The sequence below is a fragment of the Lentzea alba genome, from assembly GCF_011067745.1.
Lineage (GTDB): Bacteria > Actinomycetota > Actinomycetes > Mycobacteriales > Pseudonocardiaceae > Lentzea > Lentzea alba.
The window spans coordinates 247,721-270,474 of sequence record NZ_JAAMPJ010000013.1; the positions used below are offsets into that span (position 1 = coordinate 247,721).

Genomic DNA, 22,754 nt, shown 5'->3' on the forward strand with positions numbered 1-22,754 from the left:
ATCTCAAAGGACGTACATGACAATCGCACGTCGTTTGACAGCGCTTGCGCTGTGTTTGGCCGCGGGCACGGGTTTCGTCACCGTGCCCGCGGCCGCGTTCGCGGAACCGTCTCCGCAGAACGCCGTCACGGTGCGCATCGACCCGTCGTACCAGCAGCCGGAGTTCGAGGGCTGGGGGACGAGCCTGGTCTGGTTCGCCAACATCACCGGCGGCTACCCCGAGCCCATCCGCCGCAAGCTCGTCGACATGCTGTTCGGTGAGGACGGACTGCGCCTGAACATCGCGCGGTACAACATCGGCGGCGGCAACGCGCCGGACGTCCGCAAGGACTACATGAAGACGGGCGCGACGATGGAGGGCTTCTGGAAGGCTCCTCCCGGCACCGTGCGGACCGACATGGACTGGTGGCGGGCGGACAACCCCGAGCACTGGAACTTCGCCGCGGACGCCAACCAGCGCTGGTGGATCGACCAGATCAAGCGCCAGGTCACGAAGTGGGAGGCGTTCAGCAACTCGCCACCGTGGTTCCAGACCGTCAGCGGGTACGTCTCGGGCGGGTTCGACGCGAACACCGACCAGATCCGCCGCGACCGAGTGGACGACTTCGCCACCTACCTGGCGCGTGTCACCCAGGAGCTGGAAAAGGCGCACGGCATCAAGTTCGACACGCTCGCGCCGTTGAACGAGCCCAACACGAACTACTGGGGCACCCAGATCGGCCCGAACGGCCAGCCGACCGGCGGACGCCAGGAGGGCGCGCACGCCGGACCCGAGCTGCAGCAGGAGGTTCTGCTCGCGACGCGCCGGGCGCTCGACGCGCTTCGATCACGCGTCAAAGTGTCCGCAATGGACGAGACGAACCCCGGCACGTTCGTGCGCAACTGGAACGGGTACGGCCCGGCGCGGGACGTGATCGACCAGCTGAACGTGCACACCTACGGCACGGGCCAGCGCACGAGCGTCCGGGACATCGCCAAGGGCGCGAACGAGAAGCTCTGGATGAGCGAGGTCGAGGGCACCTGGGGCAACGGCACCACCGATTACACGGGCATGGAACCCGGCCTGGGCATGGCGACCCGGATGCTGGAGGACATCCGCGAGCTCGAACCGTCGGCCTGGGTGTTCTGGCAGCCGGTCGAGGACTCGATCCCGCAGCAGGCGGCGGGCAAGAACTGGGGCAGCATCCACATCCCGTTCAACTGCACGGCATCGGACACGCTGGAGTCGTGCCCGATCAGGACCAACTCGAAGTTCAACACCATCCGCAACTTCACCCACTTCGTCCGGCCGGGAGACCGGTTCGTCAAGACCGACGACCCGTCGAGCGTCGCCGCGGTGAAGCGCTTCGGCCTGGACGCGACGGTCGTGCACGTCAACAGCGGCAACACCGACCGGTCGGTGACCCTCGACCTGTCGCGGTTCGGCCTCGTTTCGCCGCTGGCCAAGGTGACCCCGGTGGTCACGAACGCGACCGGTGCTCTCGTGCGCGGCAAGCCCGTGCGGGTGAACGGCAAGTCGGCGACGCTCGCGGTGCCGGCGAAGTCGGTCACCACGTTCCTGGTCGACGGCGTGGCCGGGGTGTCCGGTGACGCGGCGCTGATCCAGCCCGAGCACGTGTACCGGATCAACGCGAGCGGGAAGTCGGTGCAGCCGTCCGACGACTGGTCGAAGGCCGTTCTGCGCGCCTCCGACGCCACGAGCGCCCGCCAGCTGTGGTCGGTGCGGAAACTCGGTCTGGGCAACGGGAACCGCGAGCGCTACGAGATCGTCAACGCGGTGACCGGGACCCGGCTGGCCGCCGCGGGCGACGCCGTGGTGCTGCAGTCGGCCAGGGGCGCCGAGGCTCAGTGGATCATGTCCACGACCGGTGACGGCAGCTGGACGTTCGTCAACGCCGCCACCGGCGTGCTGCTCGACGGGACCGGGGAGACGGTGTCGGGCAAGACCCCGACCTCGGGCGCGAGCCAGCGCTGGACCCCGGTCGACGAGACCGTGCAACGAACCCAGGACACCGCCGTGTTCACGGTTCCCAAGCTGCGGCCGGTGCTGCCGCAGACCGTGACGCCGGTGTACCCGGACGGCGCTCGTGGCTCGCTGCCGGTGGTCTGGAACCTGCCGCCGGACTGGTCGTGGCAGCGGCCCGGCACGGTTCGCGTGCACGGCACGGCGACGGACGTGCTCGGGCGGAAGCTGCCCGCGCTCGCCGTGGTCACCGTCGACACGATCGCCTCGACCCTGCCCGCTCGCGCGAAGACCTACGTCGGCGGACGGCCCGACCTGCCCGCCACCGTCACGGGCATCGGCAAACGCGGCGGCAAGGCGGAACTCCCCGTCACGTGGGATTCCGCTGCGTACGACCACGTCGGGACCGTGACGGTGGCCGGGCGCGCCCAGGTCGTCGACGGCAGCACGGTGCCCGCGACGGCGGTCGTGCAGGTGACCGAGCCGGTCGAGGTGAACGCGGCGCTGGACTCGGTCGTCGCGGCGACCTACACCGAGTCCGGCTATTCCGCGGACCGGCTGCGCAACGGCGTCACCGAGGAGAAGGCGTGGTCGAACTGGAGGTCCGGCACCAAGAACCCGGCCGACACGATCACGTTCACGTTGCCGAAGATCCGTGATCTCACGCGGGTCGCCGTGCATTCGTACCGGGACGGCGAAGGCGGCATCGCCAAGAGCCTCAAGGTGCAGGTGCGCACGGTGGACGGTGCGTGGGTCGACGCGAGCGGCGAGGTGGAGGTGACCGATCCGCGGACGGAGGTCGTGCTTAACCCGTCACCTCCGGCGACCGCGGTGCGGGTCGTCCTCACCGCGCGGCCATCCGGGTACCTCACCCTCGGTGAGATCGAGGTGCTGGCGAAGGCGCCGACTCCGTGAAATAACCCGGAATTCGACCTGGTGCCGCGGTCGAATCGATTCGAAATAGTCAGTGCGGATTGAAATAAATGGTGCGCCGCCGGACACTTCGCGGAAATGGCGAAGGGAATTCTCGATGAGGAGAGCTCTCGCAGGCGCATTGGCGGCGGTGACCATGTCCGCGCTCGTCGTGGTGGCGCACACGACGGGCGCGGGCAACTCCGCGGCCGCGGCTGAGACTTACTCGTGGGGCAACGTCGACATCGCGGGTGGCGGGTTCGTGCCCGGCATCGTCTTCAACCAACGTGAGCGGAATCTGGTCTACGCGCGCACGGACATCGGCGGCGCGTACCGGTTGAATCCCCAGACGAACAGATGGATCCCGTTGCTCGACCACGTCGGGCTCGACAACTGGGGACTCAACGGCGTGGCGAGCCTCGCGACCGACGCCGTGGACCCGAACCGCGTGTACGTCGCCGCCGGCATGTACACGAACAGCTGGGATCCCAACAACGGCGCGATCCTGCGGTCGTCCGACCGCGGCACCACCTGGCAGACCACACCGCTGCCGTTCAAGGTCGGCGGCAACATGCCCGGCCGCGGCATGGGGGAGCGGCTCGCGATCGACCCCAACCGCAACAGCGTGCTGTACTTCGGCGCGCCGAGCGGCAACGGCCTGTGGCGCAGCACGGACTTCGGTGCCACATGGGGCAAGGTCACGGCGTTCCCGAACCCCGGCAACTACGTCCAGGACCCCAGCGACCCCAACGGGTACCTCAACGACAACCAGGGCGTGCTGTGGGTGACCTTCGACCCGCGCACCGGAAGCGCTTCGACGGCGACGCAGACGATCTACGTGGGCGTGGCCGACAAGCAGAACAACGTCTACCGCAGCACGAACGGCGGCACGACGTGGGAACGCGTGGCCGGACAGCCCACGGGCTTCCTGCCCCACAAGGGAGTTCTCCAGGGCGACACGCTCTACCTCGCCACCAGTGACACCGGCGGTCCGTACGACGGGGCCAAGGGCGACGTCTGGAAGCTGAACACCGCCACCGGCGCGTGGACGCAGATCAGCCCCATTCCGTCGAGCAGCGCCGACAACACGTTCGGCTACAGCGGCCTGACCGTCGACCGCTTGAAGCCCGGCACGCTCATGGTCGCCACCCAGATTGCGTGGTGGCCGGACGTGACCTTCTTCCGCAGCACCGACTACGGCGCCACCTGGACGCGGATCTGGGACTGGACCAGCTACCCGAACCGCAGCTTCCGCTACAAGATGGACATCAGCGCGTCGCCGTGGCTCGACCTCGGCGCGAACCCGGCGCCGCCGGAGGTCACCCCGAAGCTCGGCTGGATGACCGAGTCGCTGGAGATCGACCCGTTCAACTCCGACCGGATGATGTACGGCACCGGCGCCACGCTCTACGGCACCACCGACCTCACCGCGTGGGACCGCGGCACCCAGCTCACCATCAGGCCGATGGCCGCCGGGCTCGAGGAGACCGCGGTGATCGACCTGATCAGCCCGCCGTCCGGACCGCCGTTGATCAGCGCTCTGGGCGACATCGGCGGCTTCCGGCACGACCGGCTGGACGCGGTGCCGGCCAGGACCTTCAACCAGCCGTACTTCACCACCACCCGCAGCCTGGACTTCGCCGAGCTCAACCCGGCGACGATCGTGCGGGCCGGTGACTTCGACAAGACCAGCAGACCCAACGACAACCGGGTCGCGTTCTCGACCGACGGCGGCGCGAACTGGTTCCAGGGCCAGGAACCGGGCGGGGTCACCGGTGGCGGCACCGTCGCGGCGGCGGCCGACGGCAGCAGGTTCGTCTGGAGCCCGGCGGGCACCGGCGTGCACCACGCGACCGGGTTCGGCAACTCGTGGACGGCGTCGACCGGCATCCCGGCGGGCGCGGTCGTGGAGTCGGACCGGGCGAACCCGCTGAAGTTCTACGGCTTCGCCGCGGGGAAGTTCTACGTGAGCACCAACGGTGGCGCCGCGTTCACCACGACGGCCGCGGCAGGGCTGCCCCAGTCGGCGCGCTTCAAGGCCGTGGCGGGCAGGGAAGGCGACGTCTGGCTCGCGGGCGAGGGCGGGTTGTGGCGGTCCACGGACTCCGGTGCGAGCTTCGCGAAGGTCTCCGGCGTGGCGGGCTCGCTCAACATCGGGTTCGGCAAGGCGGCTCCGGGACGCGCGTACCCGGCGCTGTACCTGATCGGTGAAACCGGTGGTGTCAAAGGCGTCTTCCGGTCCGACGACACCGGTGCGAGCTGGGTGCGGATCAACGACGACCGGCACCAGTACGGCAACATCGAGGAAGCGATCACCGGTGATCCGCGGGTGTACGGCCGGGTCTACCTCGGCACGAACGGCCGCGGTGTCGTGCTCGGCGAGATGACCGGAACGCCGCCCACGACCACGACGACCACCACGACGACGACGACCACGACCACCACCACGACGACCACGGGTCCGCCGCCGAGCACCGGGTGTGCGGTGAAGTACACGGTGTCGAACCAGTGGCAGGGCGGGTTCCAGGGCGCCGTCGACATCACCAACACCGGTTCGTCGGCCGTCGACGGGTGGACGCTCAAGTGGTCCTTCGCAGGCGGCCAGGTGATCAGCCAGTTGTGGAACGGCAAGCTCACCCAGACCGGTGCCGCGGTGAGCGTCGCGGACCAGGGCTACAACAAGGAGATCAAGCCGAACACCACCGTCGGCTTCGGGTTCACCGCCACCTGGGCGGGGACGAACGCGAAACCGGTGGCGTTCACGCTCAACGATCGGCCATGTGCGGTGCCGTGATCGTGCTGCCGCGATCGGTGAGGTGCGGGTCGAGCAGTCGTACTTCGGACGACCGCTCGCCCGCCAGCCGGCGCATCAGCATCTGCACGGCGATGGCGCCGACCTCCTCGGCCGGGACCGCGATCGAGGTGAGCGGGACCGGCTGGGTGGCGGCCATGACGTCCGGGCACAGCGCGATCACCGAGATGTCCTCCGGCACCCGGCGATCCCGGCGCCGCAGCTCCAGCACGACGTCCGCGAGCACCGCCTCGTTGTGCACGACCAGCCCGGTGATCCCGACCTCCGGCAGCAGCAGCTTGTCCAGGCAGGAGCTGAGAGAGGTGAACGTAGGCGCACACGGATGCACGTGGACCATCACGCCGCGTTGTTGCGCGCACCTGGCGAACCCCGACAGGAACCGCGTCGCGTAGCCGGTCTTGCGTTCGTAGACGGCCGGCGGGGAACCGATGAAGCCGACCGACCGGTGCCCGAGGTCGGCCAGGTGCGCCACCATCCGCGCGCCGCTCGAGCTGAAGTCGAGGTCGACGCAGTTGAGCCCGGCGGAGTCGGCGGGCACGCCCACCAGCACCACCGGCACGTCCAGCTCGCGCAGGGCCGGGATGCGCGGGTCGTGCGCCTCGACGTCCATCACGATCACCGCGTCCGCCCTGGCGGACGCGATCACCCGGTGCACCTCGTCGGCGCCGGACTCCTTGGTCAGCAACAGGACGTCGTAGTCGTGCTCGCGGGCCGTGGTGACGATCGACGACACGAACTGCATGATCACCGGCAGGTTGAGGTCCGTCCGGAGTGGAACGACGAGCGCGAGGACGTTCGTCCGGCTGCTCGCCAGCGCCCTGGCTCCCGCGTTGGGGTGAAAGCCCAGCTCGCGGATGCTGCGGCGGACGCGCTGCGAGGTCGCCGTCGAGATCGGACGCTTGCCGCTGAGCACGTATGACACGGTGCTGACGGACACACCGGCGTGCTTGGCGACATCCTTGATGGTGATCAACCGGCCTCCAGTGCGCGTCGTAGTGGCCGCAACTTTAGCGCCTGGGTCCGACACTTCCGGCCCGTCCACATCGAATGCAGGTCGAAAAAATCGGCGGCACCGCATTCGATTCATTCGACGCTAATGTTTCGGCCATTGAAGCGTTTCGATTTCCGGAGGAAGCTCCATGAACAAGTTCACGCGTGTGCTGGTGGCGGCTCTCACCGCGACACTGGCGTTCTCCCTGGGCGCTCCGACCGCGTCGGCGGCGACCTGGTCGTCCTCGGACCGGTGGGGCACCTGGAACAACGGCGGTTACATCGTCCGCAACAACATCTGGGGCAACGGCGCGGGCCCGCAGTCGATCTGGGCGAACTCCTACAGCAACTGGGGAGTGTGGGCGAACCACCCCAACACCGGCGGGGTGAAGTCCTATCCGCACGCCGGCAAGGCGCTGAACAAGAAGCTCAGCGCGATCGGCTCGCTCACGAGCAACTTCAACGTCAGCGTGCCCGGTTCGGGCGCCTACACGACCACCTATGACATCTGGGCCAACAACAACGCCTACGAGGTCATGATCTGGGTGAACAGGACCGGCCCGGTCGGCGCCATCGGCTCGAAGCAGGGCACGTTCTCCGTCGGCGGGCACACCTGGGACGTCTACCGCGGCTCCAACGGCGCCAACGCGGTGTTCTCCTTCCTGCGCACGTCCAACACCTCGTCCGGCTCGGTCGACCTCAAGGCGGTCATGAACTGGATCCGCACCCGCGGCTGGTGGGGCGACGTCACGGTCGGCGAGGTCCAGTTCGGCTACGAGATCACGTCGTCCAGCGGTGGCCTGAACTTCACGACCAACAGCTACTCGGTCTCGGGCGGGTGACCGCGGATGAGGCGGTCAACGCTGTCCGCGCTGCTCGCGGCGATCCTCGTCGCGGGCACCGTGCCGGCGATCGCGGACGAACCGGCGGTTGCTGCTGATCGCGGGCTCGTCAGCATCCGGTCGGTCCACGGCGACGGCAACTTCGTGTCGTGGCGGCTGCTCGGCTCCGACGCCGCTGATGTGGCGTTCGACGTCTACCGCGACGGTGTGAAGGTCAACCGCGCGCCGGTGACGACGGCGACGAGCTACCTCGACGCGGGTGCGCCCGCGACCGCGTCCTACTCGGTGCGTCGGGTGGGCGGAGGCGTGGAACCGGCGGCGGTCACGCGTTCCGTCGGCACGCTGGCGACGAGCCAGGACGTGCCCCTGCAGATCCCGGCGTCCGGCTACGTGGCGAACGACGCGTCGGTCGGCGACCTGGACGGCGACGGTCAGTACGAGTTCGTGCTCAAGTGGGATCCCGCGGACGCCAAGGACAACTCGCAGGCGGGCCGCACGGGCAACGTGTACCTGGACGCGTACAAGCTCAACGGCACCCGGTTGTGGCGCATCGATCTCGGCCGCAACATTCGCGCGGGCGCGCACTACACCCAGTTCCAGGTCTTCGACTACGACGGTGACGGCAGAGCCGAGGTCGCCGTGAAGACCGCGGACGGCACGCGGTCCGGCACCGGGCAGGTGATCGGCAACGCGAACGCCGACCACCGCAACAGCGACGGTTACATCCTCACCGGGCCGGAGTTCCTCTCGGTGTTCCGCGGCACGGACGGCGCGGTGCTCGACACCGAGAACTACGTGCCACCGCGGGGAACCGTGTCGTCGTGGGGTGACAGCTACGGCAACCGGGTCGACCGGTTCCTGGCCGGAACGGCCTATCTGGACGGTGCGCGGCCGAGCATCGTCATGGCGCGCGGGTACTACACCCGCAGCGTGATCTCGGCGTGGGACTTCCGGGGCGGGCAGCTGACGCGGCGGTGGACGTTCGACTCGGCGACCCAGTCGAACCGCTTGGCCTGGGAGGGCAAGGGCAACCACAACCTCTCGATCGCCGACGTGGACGCCGACGGCCGCGACGAGATCATCTACGGCTCGATGGCGATCGACGACAACGGGCGCGGCCTGTGGCAGAACAACACCCACCACGGCGACGCCCTGCACGTCGGCGACTTCATCCCGTCGAGGCCCGGCCTGGAGGTGTTCAAGCCGTCCGAGTGGACGAACGAGGTCACGCACTGGATGGGCGACGCGCGCACCGGTCAGATCATCTGGAGCGCGCCGTCGTGCGGCTGCGACAACGGCCGTGCCGTGGCCGCCGACATCTGGGCCGGCAACCCCGGTGCGGAGGCGTGGTCGATCTCGGTGGGCGGGCTGCGGTCCGCCACCACCGGGGCGCAGGTGGCGGCGCGGAAACCGGGTTCGATCAACTTCGTGATCTGGTGGGACGGCGACGCGCAGCGCGAGTTGCTGAACGGCACCACGATCGACAAGTACGGACCCAACGGTGACACGCGGCTGCTCACCGGTTCGGGCGTGGCCTCCAACAACGGCACCAAGTCCACGCCGGCGTTGCAGGCCGACATCCTCGGCGACTGGCGCGAGGAGGTCGTCTGGCGCACCTCGGACAGCCGGGCGCTGCGGATCTACTCGACCACCGAGCCGACGTCGATCCGGCGGCCCTCGCTGATGGAGGACCGGCAGTACCGGGAGGCGGTGGCTTGGCAGAACACCGCGTACAACCAGCCGCCGCACCCGAGTTTCGCCTCACCCTGAGGCGTTTCTCCGCACAACTGAACACCGAAGCCGCGGACCGGATCGCCCGTCCGCGGCTTCGGCCTGTCCCCGTTGATCGTGGGAATTTATATCCGTGAATTGCACGCTTTTCGCCGTTGTGAATCTTCGTCGATTTCGTTGATTTTCGGAAAGTTGGTGCGTTAGCTTGATTGGGAGCGCTCCCACATCCCTGCGATTCGCACCTGGGGAGAACCCTGATGAAATCGATGTGCATTGGCGCGGCAGTGGCCGTGTGCCTGGCGTTGCCGTTACCCGCGTCCGCCGCCGAGACCGTGCTGTACGTGTCGCCCAGCGGTCGTGACGGTGCCGCCGGCACGATCTCGGCCCCGACCACGTTGACCTCGGCGATCAGTCGCATCGCCGCGGGCGGCACCATCTACCTGCGCGGTGGCACCTACAACCAGGCCACGACGGTGACGATTCCGCCGGCCAACAACGGCACGGCGAGCGCCCGCAAGAAGCTGACGGCCTATCAAGGCGAGAAGCCGGTGCTGAACTTCTCGGCGCAGACCGAAGACCCGGCGAACCGCGGTCTGGCGGTCAACGGCTCGTATTGGCACGTCTACGGCATCACCGTGGAACGGGCCGGTGACAACGGCATCTTCGTGGGCGGCAGCAACAACGTCTTCGAGCGCACGATCACCCGGTTCAACCGCGACACCGGCCTGCAGCTCTCCCGGATCGCCTCCGACACGCCGAAGAACCAGTGGCCGGCCAACAACCTCGTGCTCAGCGCCGAGTCGCACGACAACCGCGACTCCGACGGCGAGGACGCGGACGGGTTCGCCGCGAAGCTCACCGTCGGTTCCGGCAACGTGTTCCGGTACGCCGTGTCGCATAACAACATCGACGACGGCTGGGACCTCTACACCAAGACGGACACCGGCGCGATCGGCGTGGTCACCATCGAGGACTCGCTGGCGTACAAGAACGGCACGCTGAGCAACGGCGGCCAGGCGGGCAACGGCGACCGCAACGGGTTCAAGCTCGGCGGCGAGGACATCGCCGTGCCGCACGTCGTCCGCCGCACCATCGCGTTCGACAACGGCAAGCACGGCTTCACCTACAACCGCAACCCCGGCACGATGACCGTGTCGAGCAACCTCAGCATCGACAACGACGAGCGCAACTTCTCGTTCGACGCGGGCAGCTCGGTGTACCGCGGCAACACCTCGTGCCGCAGCAGCAAGGGTTCCAACGACAAGACCATCGGCAACGCCGACAGCTCCAACCAGTTCTGGACGGGCACCAACGGTTCCCGCTGCTCTTCGTTCACCGGCGCGCTCGGCTGGTCCTTCGCCTCCGACGGCAAGCTCCGCGTGACCCTGGGCGGCAAGCAGGTCACCCTGTAACCCGCACGCCCGCGTTCTGCCATGGGGGGCACATTCATGGACCTGACGTCCATGAATGTGCCCCCCATGGCGAGCGCGAGGCGGGGTTGCGGGTCAGAGGTGGTCGCGCAGGTGACGTAGTTGCGTTTCGACGTGGCTGGTGGGCGTGGTGTGCTTGCCGAACGGCGACACCGTGATCTGCTTGGGCGCGCGGACCTCGTGGTACGCGGCGTACACAGTGGACGGTGGGCACGTCTCGTCCATCAGCCCGACGCTGAACAGGGTGTGGGCGGTGATCCGCCTCGCCAGCAGCGCGCAGTCCACGTACCGCAACGTCTCCAGCGCGGCGGGCACGAGCGCGTCGTGCTGCGCCAGGAAGTCGCTGATCTCGGTGTACGGCGGGGTGCCGCCGATCCGGATCGCGCGGTGCAGGTCGCACAGGAACGGCACGTCCGAGTGGCACACCTTCACCTTGTCGGCCCGCAGCGCCGCGGCGGCCAGGGCGAGCGCGCCGCCCTGGCTGCCGCCGGTCACGGCGATGCGGGACGGGTCGGCGCCCGGCAGTTCGGCGACGACGTCCACGGCCCGTGCCGCGTCGAGGTAGAGCCGGGTGAAGTAGTAGTCGTCCGGGCTGGAGATGCCCCTGGTCATCACGCCGGGGTGCTCGGGACCCGTGCCCGCGCCGGCGTCGGCGGTGGCGCCCACCGACCACCGGCCACCCTGCCCGCGGCTGTCCATCACGAAGTTCGCGAAGCCGAGGCTCGGCAGCAGCGTGTGGTGGGCGGGCAGGCCGCGCCCGCCGCCGTAGCCGATGTACGTCACGACCACGGGCAACGGGTCGCCGCCGGGCGGGCGCAGGTACCAGCCGCGGACGCGGTGGCCGTGCGCGCCGGAGAACTCCACGTCGTACACCGACAACGGCTGGTACAGCTCCGGCTCGTGCGGCGTCAGCACGGCGGGTGCCGCGTCGGCCGTGGTCTTGGCGAGCTGGGTGGCCCACCAGGCGTCGAGGTCAGCCGGTTCCGGTGTGGTGACGCGGTGCCGGAGCAGGTCTTCCTCGGGCATGTCGACGACGGGCACGCGGTTCTCTCCTCTAGATCTTGGCTGCGACGATGGGGGCCAGGCGGTCGGCGATCTTGCGGTGCCCCTGGTCGTTCGGGTGCACGTTGTCGGTCGTGTCGGTGGCCTCGGTGATCCAGCCCTCGGTGTTCACGAAGTACACGTTGCGGTCGCCTCCGTCGGTGAGCGTCTTGACCGCCGCCTGGGTCTCCGGAAGGTACCGCTTGCGGAACGTGCCGAGCGCGAAGATCGCCGCCGTCGGGTACTTCTGGCGGGCGCGCTGCAGCAGCGTGACGTAGGAGGCGCGGAACTGGTCCTTGGTGACGCTGTGCCCGACGTCGTTCGTGCCGAGGTTGATCACGACGGCGTTCGCCTGGTAGCGGCCGAAGTTCCACGCGGGTGCGTTCGTGGCGAGGCCCGTGCGCAGGAAGCCCTCCCGCATGCTCAGGCAGCCGTCGGCGGCCGGGTGCAGGCACGCGCCGCCCACCGCGATCTGGGTGTGGCCCACCTTGAGCTTCTCGCCGGTGAGCCAGCCGTACGCGGTCAGCGCCTGCTTGGACGACTGCTGGCCGACGGTGATGGAGTCACCGACGAACTCGATGATCTTCGACGGCACCGTGGGGGCGAACGTCCGGGCACCGGAGTCGAGTTCGATGCCCTGGTACACCGCGTCGCCCTTGTAAGAGCCCGCGATCGGGCGGTAGGACACGCGCAGGGTGTGGTTGCCCGCGGCCAGTGGCGTCGGCGTGAGGTTGACCGTGCCGCTCACGTTCTTGTACGACACGTCGGGGCCGCCGTCGATGCTGACGAAGAAGTCGATCGCACGGCGCTGCTTCAGCTTCACCGTCCGGCCGGTGAAGCCGACGACGAGGTAGGCGCCGGCCCACTCGGAGACGTAGGCGCTCGACGTGCTCGTGTTCCAGCGGCCGAAGTACTTGACGTTCGGGTCGTTGGGCGCGCTCGCGGCGTTGGCCGCGGGAGTGACGACGACGCTGCTGACGAGGACTGCTGCGGCGACCAGGAGTTTCATGGTGCGACCAATCGGTGCGAGGGCAGGGGAACTCGTGACCAGTCGACGTCGGAGGCGAGGTAGAAGCTCGGGTACGACGGCTGGTTGTAGGTGGTCTGCTGGCGGGCGACCTCGACGCGGTACTGGCGGTCGTGCATGAGCGTGTACATCTTGTGGTTCGTCGGTTCGGTGCTGAGGTAGAAGCGCAGGGCCGTGCTGTCCTGAGTGCGCACCACGAGCTCCTCGCGCCAGTCGCCGAACACGTCGGCCACGAGCGACGGATTTCCCTTGGTGCCGTTGTTGGTCCGGGTTCCGGTGGCCGTGAGCAGCGTGCCGCGCCGCCAGTCGTCGATGGTCGGGGTGACGTCCTGGGCGCCGTTCACGATCTGCGTGGTGAGGTCGCCTGCCCAGCGGATGCTCATGTTCGTGCCGGGAGAACGGGCTTCGAGCCGGCGGCCGTCCGCGCTCCAGAGACCGCCGGAGTCCGAGCCGTTCGGCATGGACGACCACGTCTCGATGCCGGGCACGTCGGGACGGACGTCGCCGATCATGCCCCGGCCGGTGTCCAGGCCGGAGTAGGCGCCGTAGATCGTCTGACCGGTCCGGGCGTCGCGCAGCGCGTAGCCGTACGGCGCGTAGCGGGCGCCCTCGTGGACCATGAAGATCTCGAGGCCGGGGCGGTTCGGGTCGATGTCGGTCACGTGCAGGGCGTCACCGTGACCGACCCGAACCGCGGCTCCCGGATCCACGCTGCCCGGTGGCAGCACGCCGGTGGAGCTGTACTTCAGCGAGCCGTCGTCGTCGAGCGTCGCGCCGCCGTAGATGATCTCCTGCCGGCCGTCGGCGTCCACGTCGGCGACGCTCAACGAGTGTGCGCCCTGCGTGGTGAGCTTGGCGTGGCTGGGGTTGCTGCCGTCGCGGCCGTGCGGGGCGTCGTTGAACGGGTTCTTCATCGGCACCCAGCCGCTGTCGACGAGCCAGCGCTTCTTGAGCCGCCGGCCGTCCCAGTCGTAGGTCGCGACGGTGGAACGGGTGTAGTAACCGCGGGCGAAGATCGCGGACGGGCGTTTGCCGTCCAGATAGGCCACTCCGGACAGGAACCGGTCCACGCGGTTGCCCGGTTCGATGCGCGGCATGGCGTAGTCGCCCCACATCAGCCCGTCGTCGGACCGGCCGGGTTCGTAGCGCACGGTCTGCAGCTCGCGACCCGTGGCGCCGTCGAACACCGTCAGGTACTCCGGGCCGTCGACGATGAACCCGGCGAACTGGCGCAGCTTGTTGTTGGCACTGCGGGACGGCGCGTAGACGTCCATGAAGTGGTCCACCAGGGCGGAAGCGTCCTCTGTGGACAACGGGTAGGTGTAGCGCGGTTCGATGCCGAGCGCCTGCTCCAGTGTCGCGGGCCACCGTCCAGCGACCACCTCGGGATGCTCGTCCCAGCCGCGGAACACGGAGATGAGGTGGTTGCGATAACCCTCGGGACTGAGCCGGTAGTCGTCGGTGTTCTTGTACCCGGCGCGTACGTCCTCGCGCGGCATCGTGATGTACCGGTCGCGGCCGTCCCGCGTGCCCGGCGCGGTCTTGGTCATCAGCTCCGCGCGGCCGTCGCCGTCGAAGTCGTAGACGAGGAACTGGGTGTAGTGCGCGCCCGCCCGGATGTTCACGCCGAGGTCGATCCGGTGCAGCAACGTGCCGTCGAAACGGTACGTGTCGAGGTACACCGGCCCGGTGTAGCCGACCTGCGAGACGTCCTTGGAGTTGCTGGGATCCCACTTGACGACGTACTCGTACCGGCCGTCACCGTCCACGTCGCCGACGCTGACGTCGTTGGCCGAGTAGGTGTAGCGCTCACCGGCCGGCGTCATGCCGTCCGCGGGCTTGCGCAACGGCAAGTCGTGGTGGGACTCCGTCCACGCCGTGACGGCCTTGCTCCGGCCGAGCGCGACACCGCGCCGCACGGGAGCAACCTGATATCTCGCACCAGGTGTCGCGCCGGTGTCGACGTAGGTGGTGCTGTCGGTGACGGTCGCGATGCGTTTTCCGTTGCGGTAGACCGCGAAGTCGGGCCCGGCGATACCGGTGGCGGTCGCGCCGGTGGCTTCCTGACCGAGCAGGCGCCAGCTCAGGTGCACCCCGCCGCTCGTCGACGCCGCGACGAGCCCGCGATCCAGGCGCTCACCGCGCGCGGGATGCGCGGCCGCGGGCAGCTGTCCGGTGAGGACGGCGGCGACCACCACTGGCAGCACAATGCTTCGGCGCAGATCCACGGCGGCTACGATGAACCGTCTCAACACGTCACGCAAGAGTCCAAAAGCGTTGGCGGGTAACGCGGAAAGCGTTTTCCCATCGAATTGTCGAATCGAACTTGGTCATTCGACGGAAAAAATGTCGAACAAGTCGAAAACGGTCAACGACCGCTTGACGGCCGCTGTGAGCCGTGCCACGTTCACGACGTCCGGTCGAAGCGATTCGATTCAACCTCGGTGACCAAGAAGGGCGTGCCTTGAGCATCGAGATGCCCAATGGGGAACTACCTTTCCAGAATCGGGACCTGCCGTTGCGGCAGCGGGTCGCCGACCTGGTGGGGCGGCTGACCGCCGCCGAGAAGATCGCGATGCTGCACCAGTGGCAGCCCGCCGTGCCGAGGCTCGGGATCGGCGTGTTCCGCACCGGTACCGAGGCGTTGCACGGGGTCGCGTGGCTGGGCCGCGCGACCGTGTTCCCGCAGGCCGTCGGCCTGGCCAGCACGTGGAACCCGGACCTGGTCCGGGCGGTCGGCGACGTGACCGGGACCGAGGCGCGCGGCTTCCACCACAAGGACCCGGTGGCGCACGGGCTGAACGTGTGGGCGCCGGTGGTGAACCCGCTGCGCGATCCGCGCTGGGGCCGCAACGAGGAGGGCTACTCCGAGGACCCGTTGCTCACCTCGGTGATGGGCACGGCGTACGCGAGCGGCCTGTGCGGCGACCACCCGGTGTATCTCAAGACGGCGCCGACCCTGAAGCACTTCCTGGGCTACAACAACGAGACCGACCGGTGCGTCACGTCGTCGGCGATGCGGGACCGCGTGCTGCACGAGTACGAGCTCCCGTGCTTCCGCGGCCCGATCGAGGCGGGTGTGGCGGTGGCCGTCATGCCGTCGTACAACCTCGTCAACGGCAGGCCGGCGCACCTGACTCCGCACATCGAAGAACACCTGCGGAGCTGGACGGACGACGAGATCTCGGTCGTCAGCGACGCCTGGGCGCCGTCGAACGTCGCCGGAATGCAGGGCTACTACGAAGACCACGCCGCCGGGCACGCCGCACTGCTGCGGGCGGGCGTCGACAACTTCACCGACCACGACGCGGATCCCGCGACCACGATCGCGCGCGTCACCGAGGCACTCGAACGCGGGCTGATCACCGAGGAGCACGTCGAACGCGCGGTCACCCGCCTCCTGACGCTGCGGATGCGGCTCGGCGAGTTCGACCCGCCGGAGCTCAACCCGTTCGCGTCGATCACCGAGGACGTGATCGACGCGCCGGAGCACCGCGTGCTCGCGCTCGAGGCGGCCCGGCAGTCGATCGTGCTGCTCAAGAACGACGGCCTGCTGCCGCTCGACCCGCGCGGCACCGGGAAGCTCGCTGTCATCGGGACGCACGCGGACGTGCTGTACGAGGACTGGTACTGCGGCACCCTGCCGTACGCCGTCACCCCGCTGGCAGGCCTGTCCGAGCGCCACGGCGGTGAGACGACGTTCGCCGAGGGCCTCGACCGGATCTCGCTGACCACCGAGGGCGGCCGGTTCCTCACCGCGTCGCCGGAGGGGCCGGTGGGGCTGGCGGAGCACTGGAGCGACGCCAGCGCCTTCGACCTGGCCGAATGGGGCGACGGCGTGGCCACCCTGCGCAGCGTCCTCACCGGCAAGTACGTGGCCGCGACGGCGGAGGGCGCGCTCGTCGCCGAACGCACGATGCCGGGCGAGTGGGACGTGCGCGAACTCTTCGAGATCGTCCGGCCCACCCCCGACACCTGCCTGCTGCGCAACACGGTGCTCGACCAGTACCTGGCCGTGCGCGACGACAGCATCGTGTTCGTCGCCAACAGGAACGAGGCGGCGCGGTTGCGGCTGGAGGTCGACCGCTCCGGGCTCGCCCAGGCGGTCGCGCAGGCCGCGGCGGCGGACGTCGCGATCGTCGTCGTGGGCAACGACCCGCACATCAACGGCCGCGAGACGCAGGACCGCACCGGCCTCGACCTGCCGCCGAAGCAGGCGGAGCTGGTTCGCGCCGTCCGGCAGGTCAACCCGCGCACCGTGCTGGTCGTCGTGAGCAGCTACCCGTACGCACTGGTGTGGGAGGACGAGAACGTCCCCGCGATCCTCTGGACGTCGCACGGCGGCCAGGAACTCGGCCGGGCGCTCGCCGAGGTCGTCTTCGGCGAGGTCAACCCGTCCGGCAAGCTCACCCAGACCTGGTACCGCGGCGTCGAAGCGCTTCCGGACCTGCTCGACTACGACATCATCCGGGCGCGCGGCACCTACCTGTACTTCGAGGGCGATCCGCTCTACGAGCTCGGGCACGGGCTGAGCTACACCCAGTTCTCCTGCGGGCCGCTGGTCGTCTCAACAGGCTCGGTGCGCCACCACGAGCAGTTCGAAGTCTCGGTCGAGGTCACCAACGTCGGCGACCGTCCGGGCACCGAGGTGGTGCAGCTGTACGGCAGGCAAGGGGAGTCGCGGGTCGCGCAGCCGTTGCGCCGGCTGCTCGCCTTCGAGCGCGTGGAGCTCGCGCCGGGGGAGAGCCAGGTCGTCCGGTTCTCGTTGCACGGCCAGGACTTCTGGCACTGGGACGTCATCGGCGACCGGCGGGTCGTCGAAACCTCGGTGCACGACCTGTGGGTCGGTTCGTCGTCCGTCAAGCGGTCACGTGCCGAGGTGCTGGTAGTCGGCGAGAGCATCGCCGTGCGGGGCGGGCAGCTCCGCGCGGAACGCTTCGACGACTGCGCCGGGATCACGCTCGTGGACGAGACCAGGGACCGCGGCACCGTCGTCGAGAGCACCGAGGCCGGCGGCTGGATCCTGCTGGGCGACGTGCGGGTCGACGAGGACGTCACGCACTGCACCGCCCGGCTGGGCGGTGGTGGCGGGGAGGTCGAGCTGCGGCTCGGTGACCCCGAAAGCGGACCGGTGCTGTGCACGTTCACAGTCCCAGCGGACCCCAGCCGGTGGTCGTGGCACGACGTGCGCGTGCCGGTGATCTGGGAACAGGGCGTGCGAAACGTCGTCGCGGTGTTCAGTGCGCCGGGGATCCGGCTGGCGAGTCTGGATCTCGGCTGTCAATCGTGAATGTGAACGTTCCCAGCGTTCAGCCGTAATGTTGTCGAAACGCTTCAACACTCGGAGGTGCCAACGTGGTCACCATCGCGGATGTGGCGAGGCATGCCGGCGTCGCGCCGAGCACCGTCTCCTACGTGCTGACGGGCAAGCGGTCGATCTCGCCGCAGACCCGAACCAAGGTCAGGGAAAGCATCCGGCTGCTGGGCTACCACCCGCACGCCGGCGCCAGGGCGCTCGCGACGAGCCGGGCGAACGTGGTGGCGCTGGTGCTGCCGCTGCGTCCGGGCGTGCACCTCCCCGTGCTGATGCGGTTCGTGACGGCGGCGGTCACCACCGCCCGCAGGCACGACATGGACGTGCTGCTGGTGACGGCGGACCAGGGCGCGCAGGGCCTGCGCAGAGTCGCGGGCAGCGCCCAGGTCGACGGCTTCCTGGTGATGGACGTGGAACTCGACGACGACCGCGTGCCGCTGCTGCGCCAGATGGCACAACCGTCCGTCCTCATCGGACGCCCGGCCGCCGTCAAGGGACTGACGTGCGTGGACCTCGACTTCGAGGCCGCCGGCGCGCGCTGCGTCGACCACCTGGCCGACCTCGGTCACCGCTACATCGGGTTCCTCGGCGCTCCGAGCGTCGTGTACCAGCGCAACACCGGCTACGCGCAACGCACGATGGCCGGGTTCGGCGCGGCGGCGATGCGGCGGGGGATCGCCTCGACGGCGTTGCCCGCCGAGGACGACTACGAGTCGGTGCTGGTGTCCGTGCGCTCGTTGCTGCGCACCCAACCGGCGATGACCGCGCTCGTCGTGCACAACGAGGCGGCGCTCGGCTGGGTCGCGGGAAGCCTGCGCGCACTGGGCCGCCGGGTACCCGACGACGTGGCCGTCGTGGCGATCTGCCCGGACGAGCTCGCGGAACAGATGCAGCTGACCTCGGTGCAGCTGCCGGCGGAGGAGCTGGGCAGGCAGGCGATGGAACTGCTCGTCGCCCGGCTGAACGGGCACCCGACGGCGCCGCTGACCCTGCTGCCGCCGAAACTCTCCGGCCGCGCGAGCACCGCCCCGCGGTTGCGTCGCGCCTGAGACCACCGCAGGACCCCGTGCGGGCCCTGCGACAGCGGCTGTCGAAGCGCTTCGACAGTGGAACTCCCCATCCTGAAATCCCCGGTGAAGTGGCGCGAAGGAGCTTGACGTGGCTGGTGGACATGACCGCACGGGCATAGACCGCAGAGGTTTCCTCGGCTTGGTCGGCGCGGGCGTGCTCGCGACGACGATCGGCGGCACGGTGACGGCGTGCAGTTCCCCGTCCGCCCCACAGACTGGCAGCGCGCTCGGGGGCGGCGAGCTCGCGGGCGTGCTGCCGACCCACGTTCCGGTGGACTTCGTGAAACCGGACCTCGCCGGGGTGAACGGATCGCCGGCCGGCTACCTGAAGTACCCGGCCCAGCTGGTCGAGGCGATCAAGGACAAGCCCGGCACCGGTGGCCAGCTCACCGCGATGACGCCGTCGTTCTGGCCGGTGCCACCAGGTCTGGGGCAGAACGCCTACTACGACGCGGTCAACGCGAAGCTGGGCGCGACGATCAAGTTCGAACAGGTCAGCGGTAACGACTACCAGCAGAAGCTCAGCGCCATGATGGCCGCCAAGCAGGTGCCGGAGATCGTCGTCATGCCCTCGTTCACGATCCCCGCCCGCTTCACCGAGGGCGTCGGCACGGTGTTCACCGACCTGACCGACTTCCTCAAGGGCGACGAGGCGCGCAAGTACCCGATGCTCGCGAACATCCCCACCGACAACTGGCTGGGCTGCGCCTTCAACAAGCGGCTCTACGGCGTGCCGTTCCCCGGCTCGCCCTTCCCGGAGACCATGTTCTACCGCAAGGACATCTTCGAGCAGCTCGGCGTGGCGCCGCCGAAGTCGGCCGCCGAGTTCGAGCAGCTGTGCAAGAAGATCACGGATCCGGCGGCCAAGCGGTGGGCCCTCGGGGACATCTTCCGCTCCATGGTGCGGATGTTCGGCGGCAAGGGCGACTGGAGCCGCGACTCGTCCGGCAAGCTGGTCAACCAGCTGGAGACGGAGGCCTACGTCGAGGCGGTGAAGTTCACCCGCTCGCTGTGCGCCGCCGGCTACGCCCACCCCGACTACGTGGCGGGCGCCCTCAGCGGCACCAGCAAGCACAAGGAGCTCTTCGCGAGCGGCCAGATGCTGATCGTGCAGGACGGCGTCGGCGCGTGGAAGGAGGCGCTGGCCGCGCAACGGCCCTCGAACCCGAAGTTCGACATGGCCGCCATGCCGTTGTTCAACCACGACGGCGGCAAGCCGACGTACCCGATCTCCACCCCCACCAGCATGATCACGATGTTCCGCAAGGACCTGCCGAAGGAGCGGATCGAGGAGCTGCTGCGCATCACCAACTTCGCGGCGAGCCCGATCGGCACGCAGGAGTACCACCTGGTCAACTACGGCACCGACGGCACGCACAGCACGCGTGACGCCAAGGGCGAACCGCAGCTGAACGACCTGGGCCGCAAGGAGATCACGCTGACCTACGGCTTCTTCGCCGGGCCGCCGCCGATCGTCACGAACCCCGCGTACCCGGACTTCGTGAAGGCCTCGCACGCCTGGTACGCCGACACGTACGCGCACCAGATCAAGCCGCTGGAGTTCGGCCTCAAGGTCGACGAGCCTGCCGAGTACTCGAAGCTGCCCCAGGAGTTCCAGGACAAGACCTTCGACATCATCTACGGCCGCACCCCGGTCGAGGACGTCACCAAGCTGGCCGACGAGTGGCGCCGCAAGGGTGGCGACAAACTGCGCGAGTTCCACACGAAGGTCCTGGCCGATGCCGGCCGCTGATCTGCTCACCCGTCCGTCGACGGCGGTGGAAACGCCGGTCGCGCCCCGTCGGGAGAAGGCGTGGCGGCGCCGGCTCAGGCGCGACTGGCCCCTGCTCGCGATGGTGGCGCCCGCCATCGTGCTGTACCTGGTGTTCCACTACGTCCCGTTGCTGGGCAACGTGATCGCGTTCCAGAACTACTCGCCGTACACCGGGATCCTCGCGAGCCCGTTCACCGGCCTGTACAACTTCGAGCGGATCTTCACCGATCCCGGGTTCTGGCAGGCGGCGCTCAACACCGTCACGATCACGTTGTTCCAGCTGGTGTTCTACTTCCCGATCCCGATCATGCTCGCGCTGCTGCTCAACAGCCTGCTCAGCGCGCGGCTGCGGATGTTCGTGCAGAGCGTGGTGTACCTGCCGCACTTCTTCTCGTGGGTGCTGGTGATCACGCTGTTCCAGCAGATGTTCGGCGGGACCGGGGCGATCAACACGTTCCTGCGCGAGCACGGCGCGCAGACGGTCGACATCATGAACAACCCGGACCTGTTCCTCGGGTTGGTGACGCTCCAGTCCGTGTGGAAGGACGCGGGCTGGGGCACGATCATCTTCCTCGCCGCCTTGTCCACCGTGGACACCAGTCTGTACGAGGCCGCCGCGGTCGACGGGGCGGGGAGGTGGCGGCGGCTCTGGCACGTCACGTTGCCCGCGCTGGTGCCGGTGATCGTGCTGCTGCTCATCATGCGGCTCGGTGACGCGCTGAGCGTCGGTTTCGAGCAGTTCCTGCTGCAACGGGACGCGGTAGGTGCGAACACGGCCGAAGTGCTCGACACCTACGTGTACTTCACCGGTGTGGTGAACAACGACTGGTCCTACGCGGCCGCGGCCGGGCTGGTGAAGGGCGTCGTCGGCCTGCTGCTGGTGCTCGGGGCCAACAAGCTCGCGCACGTCTTCGGTCAGCAGGGGGTGTACCAGAAATGACTGTCGTGGCCGTGCGGCGCCGTCCGTTGTGGGACGAGGAGCCGACGCTGTTCGGGCGCGCCGCCAAGGGCGTGGTCGTCGCGGTCGTGGTGCTGGCCGTGCTCTTCCCGTTGTACGTGGTGATCCTGACGAGCGTGTCGCCGCAGGCCGCCATCACGAAGGCGGGCGGGCTGGTGATGGTCCCGGACGGGTTCAGCCTCGCCGCCTACGCCGAACTGCTCTCCGGCGGGGTGGTGAGCAGGGCGGTGCTGGTCAGCACCGGGATCGCGGTGTTCGGCACGCTCTTCAGCACGGTGCTGACGCTGCTCGCCGCCTACGGGCTGTCCCGGCCTCGCTCGTTCGCGCACCGGCCGCTGCTGTTCGTGGTGCTGCTGACGTTCCTGTTCGGGCCGGGCATGATCCCGACCTACCTGCTGGTGAGCTCGCTCGGCCTGATCGACACCTACGCGGCGCTCGTGCTGCCCGGTGCGGTGGCCGCGTTCAACCTCGTGGTGCTGCGGTCGTTCTTCATGAACATCCCGCAGGACCTGGTGGACAGCGCGCGCATCGACGGGGCTTCGGAGTTCGGCATCCTGACCCGGATCGTGCTGCCCTTGTCCAAAGCCGTCACCGCGGTGATCGCGCTGTTCTACGCGGTCGGGTACTGGAACGCGTTCTTCAACGCCTTCCTGTACCTCAACACGCCGGACAAGTGGCCGATCCAGCTCGTGTTGCGGCAGTACGTCCTGCAGGGCCAGCCGATTCCCGGCACCGGCGGGGAATCGGTGATCGAGGGCGCCGCGCCGTTGCCGACGCTCGCGGTGAAGATGGCGGTGGTCGTCATCGCCGTCGTGCCCGTGTTGTTCGTGTACCCGTTCGTGCAAAAGCACTTCACCAAGGGCGTCATCCTCGGCGCCATCAAGGGATGA

At 68.7% G+C, this 22,754-nt stretch carries 14 protein-coding genes; 10 read left to right on the forward strand and 4 right to left on the reverse strand.

Annotated features, from left to right (window positions below; all coding sequences use genetic code 11):
- Positions 1-16 precede the first annotated feature (16 nt).
- Positions 17-2,878 carry an Ig-like domain-containing protein gene (locus tag G7043_RS37725; RefSeq protein WP_166053466.1) on the forward strand — a complete coding sequence of 954 codons (2,862 nt, stop codon included), beginning with the start codon at positions 17-19 and terminating at the stop codon, positions 2,876-2,878.
- 115 nt (positions 2,879-2,993) lie between these two features.
- The gene (locus G7043_RS37730) at positions 2,994-5,669 is read left to right on the forward strand and encodes a cellulose binding domain-containing protein (protein ID WP_166053467.1); all 2,676 of its coding nucleotides are present in this window, start codon (positions 2,994-2,996) and stop codon (positions 5,667-5,669) included.
- On the opposite strand, the gene G7043_RS37735 is transcribed toward G7043_RS37730, so the two are convergent.
- A complete protein-coding gene (locus tag G7043_RS37735) occupies positions 5,641-6,660 on the reverse strand; it encodes a LacI family DNA-binding transcriptional regulator (RefSeq protein WP_166053468.1) in 1,020 nt (339 codons plus the stop codon). The genes G7043_RS37730 and G7043_RS37735 overlap by 29 nt on opposite strands.
- A gap of 166 nt (positions 6,661-6,826) precedes the next feature.
- Here G7043_RS37735 and G7043_RS37740 point away from each other — a divergent pair, with 166 nt between their 5' ends.
- From G7043_RS37740 to G7043_RS37750, 3 genes are all read left to right on the forward strand, one after another.
- Entirely contained in the window at positions 6,827-7,519 is a 693-nt protein-coding gene (locus G7043_RS37740; RefSeq protein ID WP_166053469.1) for a glycoside hydrolase family 12 protein, read from the forward strand.
- A gap of 6 nt (positions 7,520-7,525) precedes the next feature.
- A complete protein-coding gene (locus G7043_RS37745) occupies positions 7,526-9,289 on the forward strand; it encodes a rhamnogalacturonan lyase (RefSeq protein WP_166053470.1) in 1,764 nt (587 codons plus the stop codon).
- A gap of 218 nt (positions 9,290-9,507) precedes the next feature.
- The gene (locus G7043_RS37750; RefSeq protein ID WP_166053471.1) at positions 9,508-10,662 is read left to right on the forward strand and encodes a right-handed parallel beta-helix repeat-containing protein; all 1,155 of its coding nucleotides are present in this window, start codon (positions 9,508-9,510) and stop codon (positions 10,660-10,662) included.
- Positions 10,663-10,755: 93 nt separating this feature from the next.
- On the opposite strand, the gene G7043_RS37755 is transcribed toward G7043_RS37750, so the two are convergent.
- Genes G7043_RS37755 through G7043_RS37765 form a run of 3 tightly spaced genes read right to left on the reverse strand, consistent with a single transcriptional unit; the run spans position 10,756 to position 14,976 of the window.
- Complete coding sequence (locus G7043_RS37755; protein ID WP_166053472.1) at positions 10,756-11,721, reverse strand: acetylxylan esterase; 966 nt, start codon at positions 11,719-11,721, stop codon at positions 10,756-10,758.
- A 13-nt stretch (positions 11,722-11,734) separates the two neighbouring features.
- The gene (locus tag G7043_RS37760) at positions 11,735-12,730 is read right to left on the reverse strand and encodes an SGNH/GDSL hydrolase family protein (protein ID WP_166053473.1); all 996 of its coding nucleotides are present in this window, start codon (positions 12,728-12,730) and stop codon (positions 11,735-11,737) included.
- The gene (locus tag G7043_RS37765) at positions 12,727-14,976 is read right to left on the reverse strand and encodes a rhamnogalacturonan lyase (protein WP_166053474.1); all 2,250 of its coding nucleotides are present in this window, start codon (positions 14,974-14,976) and stop codon (positions 12,727-12,729) included. The genes G7043_RS37760 and G7043_RS37765 overlap by 4 nt, the downstream gene beginning before the upstream one ends.
- Positions 14,977-15,212: 236 nt before the next feature.
- Between G7043_RS37765 and G7043_RS37770 the strand changes: the two genes are divergently transcribed.
- From G7043_RS37770 to G7043_RS37790, 5 genes are all read left to right on the forward strand, one after another.
- Positions 15,213-18,038 carry a glycoside hydrolase family 3 C-terminal domain-containing protein gene (locus G7043_RS37770; protein WP_207312241.1) on the forward strand — a complete coding sequence of 942 codons (2,826 nt, stop codon included), beginning with the start codon at positions 15,213-15,215 and terminating at the stop codon, positions 18,036-18,038.
- Positions 18,039-18,103: 65 nt separating this feature from the next.
- On the forward strand, positions 18,104-19,111 hold the full coding sequence (locus G7043_RS37775; RefSeq protein ID WP_086664063.1) for a LacI family DNA-binding transcriptional regulator: 1,008 nt from the start codon (positions 18,104-18,106) through the stop codon (positions 19,109-19,111).
- Between the two features lie 109 nt (positions 19,112-19,220).
- Positions 19,221-20,885 carry an extracellular solute-binding protein gene (locus G7043_RS37780; RefSeq protein ID WP_313888269.1) on the forward strand — a complete coding sequence of 555 codons (1,665 nt, stop codon included), beginning with the start codon at positions 19,221-19,223 and terminating at the stop codon, positions 20,883-20,885.
- On the forward strand, positions 20,872-21,846 hold the full coding sequence (locus G7043_RS37785) for an ABC transporter permease (protein ID WP_166053475.1): 975 nt from the start codon (positions 20,872-20,874) through the stop codon (positions 21,844-21,846). The genes G7043_RS37780 and G7043_RS37785 overlap by 14 nt, the downstream gene beginning before the upstream one ends.
- A complete protein-coding gene (locus tag G7043_RS37790) occupies positions 21,843-22,754 on the forward strand; it encodes a carbohydrate ABC transporter permease (RefSeq protein WP_166053476.1) in 912 nt (303 codons plus the stop codon). The genes G7043_RS37785 and G7043_RS37790 overlap by 4 nt, the downstream gene beginning before the upstream one ends.